Origin of the sequence: Streptomyces dryopteridis (genome assembly GCF_049606955.1) — a bacterium.
In the GTDB taxonomy this organism is placed as follows: domain Bacteria; phylum Actinomycetota; class Actinomycetes; order Streptomycetales; family Streptomycetaceae; genus Streptomyces.
In genome coordinates, this window is sequence record NZ_CP187117.1 from 1 (window position 1) to 7,281 (window position 7,281).

A 7,281-nucleotide genomic window follows, 5' to 3' on the forward strand; every position below is an offset into this window, starting at 1 on the left:
GAAACCGGCGGTCTGTGGGGCGGGCACGGGCGGGGCGTCGGCGTGGGCCGCGGGGGACCTCCCGGTCTGAATGTGGGCCCACATTGCACTAGCTTGCTGCCGAGTTTCAGTGTCGTGCCGTGGCCCGCCACGTCGCCTGTCCGGAGCGGACGAGAGGCGTGGTGGAGCGCGCGGACGATGTCGTCGAGGAGGACCAGGGCGAGCCGGGCGGTGGTGTGCCGGGTGCCCGACGAACGCCGGTGGTGGGTGCGCGGACGGGCCGGCTCGGGGTGCGCGGTGGGGGCGGGCGGTGTGGGGTGGTGGTGTGGACAGGGCGCGGATCACGGTGCACCCGCCGGCGCCTGGTGGAGGCCGGCGGGTGAGCGCCCACGTCCACGGCGAGGACGCGATCCTCGGCACCGCCCACGGCCGGAAGGACTTGGCGGAGTTCCTGCGGAGGGTCGGCGTCGCCGACCCCGAGGCCGTCCTCGACGGCGAGGATCCGCTTCTGGAGTGGCGGGGTGGTGGGCCCGAGGTGTGGAACACGAACGACGACACGAGCCGCCCGGGCGGGGACTGAACGGGCCCGGGGCCGGTGTGGGGGTGGGGGTCGGTGGATCCCTGCGGGGGTGCTGGACCCACCGACCCCAAGGCCCCGCCGGCTCACCGGGGTGGGTGGCGAGCCAGGGGGGCGGGGGCGGTGTCCGCGCGTGCCCGACGGCGTGTGGGGCACGGGGGCTGCCCGCCCGCTCCGGGACGCTACCAGCACGCACCCGGAAGCACGGCGCGCACGGCGCCGCGGGCGGCGAGGAGGGCCTGGCGGAGGTGTCGCGCAAGCCCCGGCGGGGCGCGCGGATGGGCGCGGTCGGGGCCTTCGCGGGCCGGCTTTCGAGGCGGGCGCGGGCCGGAGCGGAAGGTAATGCACATGGTGTGCCTGAACGAGGTGTGACAGCCGGGCGCGGTGGGCGTCGGCGAGGTCGAGGCCGGGGGTGTAAGCGGGTGTTCGTGGTCGAGGGCCAGGAGCTCGCGCACGAAGGCGGGCGCGGACGAATGCGGGTCTCGGTGGTCGGGGGCCGGGTGGTCGTGCGGCGGGGTGGGGTCTACCGGGGGGTCTACCGGGGGCCGGGGTGCGGGCGGGGCGGTGCGCGGGGTGTGTGGGGGGGTGGGGGTCTACCGGGAGGTCCACCGGCGCGGGTTGAGGTTTTCCGGCGGCCGGGCGCGGGGTGCGGGTGGGGGCGGGAGGGGTGGGAGGGCCGAGAACTCGGGGCGCGGGGTGGGTGCGCGGGTTCGGAGCCGGTGGCCCGCTGGTAGACCCGCGGGCGCCTTGTCACCAAGAACAGAAAGAAGACCGAGACGAGGGAGACGAGGAACGAGGGAAAAAAGCGGGCGGAGCCAGAAGGACGAGCGGAGAACCGAGGCGAAGCGGGCCCACGCGGGAAGGCCACGGGGCACGGCCGTGCCCCGTTCGACGAGCGCGTCGGCGTCGTCGAGCGCGTCGCGCGCGGCCGGGGACGGCCGGCCCGCCGGGCGGGCCGGCCGTGTCCGCGCGCGCGACGCGGAACACCGGGACGACGGGCCCAGGACGAGAACGAGGTCGAGGACGGGCACCGGGCAGCGGGCAGCGGGTGCGAGCGGAGCGAGGAACGGCATGGGGAGCAGGGAGGAAGGGGGGTGCGGGGGGGGGGAGGGGAGGGGGATCCGGGCGGGCTCCGACCCCGAACCCGGCCCGAACCGGCCCGGCCGCGACGGGCACGGCGGAGCTCGGTGGGCGTCGAGGGCACGAGGAGGCCGGCGGCCGGAGGTCGACGGGGGCGGGCGCGGGCGCTGGAAAGGGGGTTGTCCGGTTTGGGGGTGAGGGTGGCGGTGGTGGTGGGCGTCGGGCCCGCCGGTGAGTGGAGAGGGGCCGGGGCCGTGACGGCGAGGCAGGTCTACAACGCGTGGACGGGGCGGTACGAGGACGTCGTCGAGGACGCCGCGGCGGTCGGGCACGAGGAGGTCGGCGGGCGCGGGGAACCCGACGGCGGCGGTGTCGGGGCGGGCGGCGGGTCGGTGGCGCCGGCGGGTTCGGGGGGCGCGGTGAACCCGTGGCGCAACCGGCACTTGGCCGTCCGCGAGGACGGCGGCCCGGGCGCGGGCGGCGACGGTGGTGGGGTGCGGGAGATGCCGACGGCGGTGAACCCGTGGCGCAACCGGCACCTGGCCGCGCGCGAGGACGGCGGCCCGGGCGCGGGCGGCGACGGTGGTGGGGGCGACGACGGCGGTGGGCCGGTGGCGGGTTCGGGGGGCGCGGTGAACCCGTGGCGCGATCGTCGGGTGGAGCAGCCCGCGCCGGGGAGCGGGTCGGCGGCGGGGAGCGGGTCGGCGGCGGGCGCGGCCGGGCACGAGGCGCGCACGGGCGAGGGCGCGGCCGGGGACGAGGAGGCGGCGGTCGTCTCGGGCGCGGCGAACACGGCGAACACGGCGGCCATGGGCGCGGCACCGGGGCAGAGCGCGGTGGGCGCGGTCGTGGACTCGGCGCCGGGGTCGGGGTCGGGCGCGGCGCCGAGGGCGAGGTCGGGTTCGGGGCGGGTGTCGTCGAAGGCGGCGGGCGCGGGCACGGGGGCGGTGAACACGGCGGGCGCGGTGAACACGGCGAACACGGCGGGGGCGGTGCCGGGTGGGGTGTCGGGTGCTCGGGGTGCGCGGGTGTCGGCGAAGGGGGCGGGTGGGTATCTGGAGCGGGCGCGGGTGCGGCGGGTTCGGCGGGCGGCTGGGGAGGCGCGCGGGGACGGGTGGCAGCGCACGAGGCGGGACGAGGCGTTGTTGGCGTTGGCGACCCGGTACGGGGCGATCGGTGTGCGGCAGGCCGCGTGGGAGGTGTGGGACGGACGGTGGGAGACGGCGCGGGCGCGGGTGCGGTTGATGGTGGAGGCCGGGTTGTTGTACCGGTCGTCGCAGGTGCGGTGGGCGGGGCCGGTGGTGTGGACCTCGGAGCGCGGGGCCCGGCTGGCGGAGACGGTGCTCGGGCCGCCGGCGGCGCCCGGGGAGCTGCTGATGCACAAGCTGGCGTGCACGGACATCGGGTTGCAGCTGGAACGGGCGTCCGGGCTGGGGCGGGGGGTGTTGACGGAGCGGGAGATCCGGGCGCTGGTGCGGGCGCGGGACCAGCCGCGTGTGGACGGGGTTCGCACCGAGGTGTCCCGGTGGGCGGACGACACCCTGGCGCCGGTGGAGCAGGGCCTGGGCCGGCGGGAGCTGACGGTGGGCGTGGGGGCGGGGCAGCGGCACTGGCCGGACCTGGTCACCCTGGACGCGGACGGGGAGACCACCGCGATCGAGGTCGAGCTCACCCCCAAGCCGCAGGCGCAGGTGCTGAACATCCTGAACGCCTACCGGCGGAGCGGGCAGCGAGTCCACTACTACGGCACCCCTGCGGTGGTGCGGCAGCTGATCGGACACCGGACCGGCGGAGGCCGGTGGTCCGAGGGCGTCGCGCACCGGGCCCGCCTGGTCAAGGGGGCGCCGGAGGAGTTGGGGCCCGGGGTGTGGGGGTGCGCGATGCCGGAGACGTGGGGGACGCCGTACGTGTGGGTCGAAGAGTTGCGGATCGACGACGGCGGCCTGCGGGAACGGATCGCCGACCACGCCCGGTATCACCGCGGCTGAAACCCGAGGAGCCCGGGCCGGGCCCAGGCGGCCGGCCCGCGCCCCTGGCCCTGGGGCACGGGCTGGGCGCGGTGCGGGCACGGCGGGCACGGCGGGGACGGTCGACGGCGAGGACCAGGAGCACGCCCACCCCGTGTTGGGCCGGGGCGGGCTCGCAGCGGGCCGGGGCGCGGGAGCGGGGGCGGTGCCGGGGAGTTCGGGCGCAGGGCGTCGAAGGCGGGGCCGGGCGCGCACGAGCGCGAGGGGGCGCAGGCCGGTGCCGGGCACCCGAGCCCGAGCTCCAGGGCGAGGAACACGACGAGCCCGGCGGACACGGGCCGGGGCGAGGCCGGCACGGCGGGACGAACACTCGGGGCGCCGCGTGCGGGGCGGGTGCCGAGGTCGAGGACGTGCTCGTCGCGTTCGTCGTGGCCGAACGTCCGCGACGCCCCAGCGCGCACCCCGGCGGCCCGGGCCGGCACCCACACCCCGAGGCCGGGACCGGACGTCCAACACGGAACTCGGGCAGGACGCGAGCGGAGCGGGGACGCGGGCCGAGCACGAGGGCGGCGGCGATGGTGAGCGGCGACGACAGGGAGCACACGGACCGGGCGCGGGCCGGCCGGCCCGGGGGGCGCGGTGGTGTCCTCCCGGCTCGGCGGGTGGTGTTCGCCGGACGGGCCGGACCCCGGGCGGGCGTCGAGGGCGACGGCCCCAGGCGCGGGGCGGAACGGGGCCCCCGGGGGGCTCCTCGACCTGCCGGCGGGCGACACGAGCCCGGGGACCGGCCCGGCGCCCAGGACTCCCCCACCCCCCGCGAACACCCCACCGCCAAACGGCCCGGGCCAAAAGTCCCGGAGTCGGCGCAGACGGCGCACAGACCGGCCCGGGGCCGGGCGCGCGCAGCAACCCCAACACCGTCAGCGTGCCGCCTGAGCTCGGCAGGTTCCGGGCGCGGAGCGGATCAGGAAGCCCGAATGCCCACCCAACCAGGCCCCAGACCCCTGCGGGCCCGCACCGGGGCGGGGGCGGCCGTGGGGGCCGTGGGGGTCGTCGTGGGCACGGCCTGGGTGTCGGGGCCGGTCCCGGCCGCCGGGGTGGGCGTGGTGAGGGGTGCGAGGGCACGGGCGAGACCGGAACCGGAACCGGCGCCGGCGCGGACGAGGGCCAGGGCCAGGATCTCCACGGCCGTGATCGCGTCGTGGATCGCGGCCGGCGTCCAACCGGCGGCGTCGGCCCGATCGGCGAGGACGGCGGCGCGGGCCGCCAGCTCGTCGGCGAGGACGTCAAGGGCGAACACGGCCGGGGCCGGGCAGGGGCGGGCGCGCCGGGGACCGGCGGCCCGGGCACACCGGGCACGACCGGGCCCGGAGTCAGGACAACAGCCCGGGCGGCTTCGGCGGCCTGGGCGGCCGGGACGTCGGCGAACAACACGGGCAGCACCTCCGACCACTCCAACGGCCGACCACCAACCAGGGACACGCCACACCGGGCCACACCGCACCGCACCGCGCCGGGCCGGGGTGGGCCGCGCCGGGCCGGGGCGGGGTGGGCCGCGCCGAGCCGGGCCGCGCCGGTGCGGGGTGGGCCGCGCCGGGGTCCGAGGAGGACAGGACCTCTCGTACGGCTACGCGTACAAAGAGGTGTCGTTTCCCGAGGAGGGCTTGCCCACGGGCTCCGACCTGCGCGAACGGTCCGGTCGTCGGATGCAGGGGTCCCACCCGCGGTCACACCCCCGGTCCCCCGCCGTGTCCACCCCTCCAGCCGCCCCTGGAACCCCCTCCCGGTGCAACCCCGAACCGGCCCCGACACACCCCCGGAGCCGGGGCCACGCCGCCCTGGGCAAGCCCCCGCACCGCCGGCTTGCCCAGGGCTTGCCCACCCCGACCGGGAACCCGGACCGGGGGCTTGCCCACCGGGACCGGAGGCTTGCCCCGCCCCCGTCACCAGGCTTGCCCACCACACCCCGCACACCCAGCCCCGCCGGCCCGAACGGGGCAGGCGGGGACGGGGGCAGGGTGGTCAGCGGGTGCGGCCTCTGCCGGTCCCGGGCCCGGACGGCGGCGGGCGGCGGTGAGGGGCGCGGGCCGGGGACGGGGGAAGGCGGCGGGGCGGGGCCTTCCTCGCCGCCGGCGCCGCCGCCCTGTCCGGCGCGGGGGCGGGGGCGGGGGCGGGGGCGGGGGCGGGGCGGGTGAGGGCGGCGGCGCGGGTCAGGAGCTCGGCGGTGCGCGCGGCCGCGGCGGCCTGGGCGCGGTGCTCACGGGCGGTGTGATGGGCCAGGACGGCCTCGACCGCCAGGACGAGGGCGGCCAACAGGTGCCACACGGCCCGGCCCGGAGCCCGGACCGCGCTGTTCGCGGCATCACGAACCTCCCGCCCGGCCTGACGCCACAGTTGGGCGGCCTGGGAGGCGGCCCGGTCCGCGTCCGGGGAACGCGACGCGGTGGTGAACGCTTCGGCGGCCGCGACCAGGAGGTCGTGGACCTCCCGGGACGCCCCGAGCGGCGGGTGCTCGGCGACCACCAGGAGCAGCTCCCCGAACGCGACCACACCCGACCCGGCGGCGGCCCGGCCCTCACGCAGCAGGAGGACGGCGGCACTGTGAATCCGGTCGGCGGCGCTCACCAGACCACCCGGACCCGAGAACCCGACGCCGTGCCCGGCCTCGACCTGAGGCAGCCGATCGGCTGTGGCGGCGCGGTCGGCGGGGAGGGGTCGGACGGGGCGTGGGGGTCCGTAGCGGGCACGGACCTTGGGCAGGGAGAGGTCGGGGGCGAGGGTCGAGCCGGCGAACCACACCGGGACCGTGCCGGCGCTGGCGCGGTCGCCGGGGAGGGCGACCGCGTACCCGACCAGCGCCCCGGCCGTGTCGCGGCGTTCACGGACCCGCAGGCCGTGGTCGCGCAGCGCCTCGAGGAACGACTCGTCCGAGGAGGCGAGCGCGGCCATGGTGCGCACCGTCCGGTGCAACGTCACCCGGGGTGGTTCGGCCAAGCCCCGGCGCTCGGCCTTGCGAACCTCACCCTGCGACGGCCACGAGGAGCCCCGGGCACCCGGCTGGGAGCAGGCGGTGATCCCGAGACGGGACTCGGCGGCGCGCGCGACGGCGTGCAGGGCGCGGAGGTCTCCTCGGATGCGGGGGCGGCGGCCGTCCTCGCGCACGAGGGTGGCCATCAGGTGGATGTGGTCGCCGGCGTGCCGGACGGCGACCCAGCGGCAGCCGGCGCCGCCGGTCCGGTCGGCGATGCCGGCGGCGACGACCATCTCCCGCGCGACCTGCGCCCACTCGGTGTCGGTGAGCTCGCGGTCGTCGGGGTGGTTGCGGACGGAGACGTGCCAGACGTGTTCGGTCGGGGCCGGGCCGCGCAGGGCGTCCAGGGGCTGGTCCAGGAGCAGCGCGAGGTCCCCGAGCGACATCTGCTCGGGGTTGCGGGCCGGGCACGGCAACCAGCGGTCCCACGAGGCCACCAGGCGCGCGTCCACGTGCTCGTCACGGCGGCCCGGGCCGAACAGGTAGGCCAGGAGACCACCGGTGTCGGTGCCGGTGGCGCCCTTCTTCGGAATCACCGGACCGTCACCGGGCCCGGCGTTCACGCTGGATCGCCAGCGCCGCCGCGTCCATCCTGCGCGCGGCCGCCAACAACGCCTCCAACACCCCCGCCGCCGACACCGAGGCGA

The 7,281-nt window shown here is 78.4% G+C and carries 4 protein-coding genes; 2 read left to right on the forward strand and 2 right to left on the reverse strand.

Annotation, left to right across the window (positions count from 1 at the left end; genetic code table 11):
• Positions 1–358: 358 nt before the first annotated feature.
• Positions 359–559: a hypothetical protein gene (locus ACN20G_RS37250; protein ID WP_424217811.1), complete on the forward strand. Its 201-nt coding sequence runs from the start codon at positions 359–361 to the stop codon at positions 557–559.
• A 1,331-nt stretch (positions 560–1,890) separates the two neighbouring features.
• Positions 1,891–3,624, forward strand: coding sequence for a hypothetical protein (locus ACN20G_RS37255; RefSeq protein WP_424217812.1), 1,734 nt, complete (start codon positions 1,891–1,893; stop codon positions 3,622–3,624).
• Positions 3,625–4,567: 943 nt separating this feature from the next.
• On the opposite strand, the gene ACN20G_RS37260 is transcribed toward ACN20G_RS37255, so the two are convergent.
• Positions 4,568–4,903 (reverse strand): hypothetical protein, encoded by a 336-nt coding sequence (locus ACN20G_RS37260; RefSeq protein ID WP_424217813.1) that lies wholly within the window; start codon positions 4,901–4,903, stop codon positions 4,568–4,570.
• A 722-nt stretch (positions 4,904–5,625) separates the two neighbouring features.
• Positions 5,626–7,170 carry a mobilization protein gene (locus tag ACN20G_RS37265; RefSeq protein ID WP_424217814.1) on the reverse strand — a complete coding sequence of 515 codons (1,545 nt, stop codon included), beginning with the start codon at positions 7,168–7,170 and terminating at the stop codon, positions 5,626–5,628.
• Positions 7,171–7,281 lie beyond the last annotated feature (111 nt).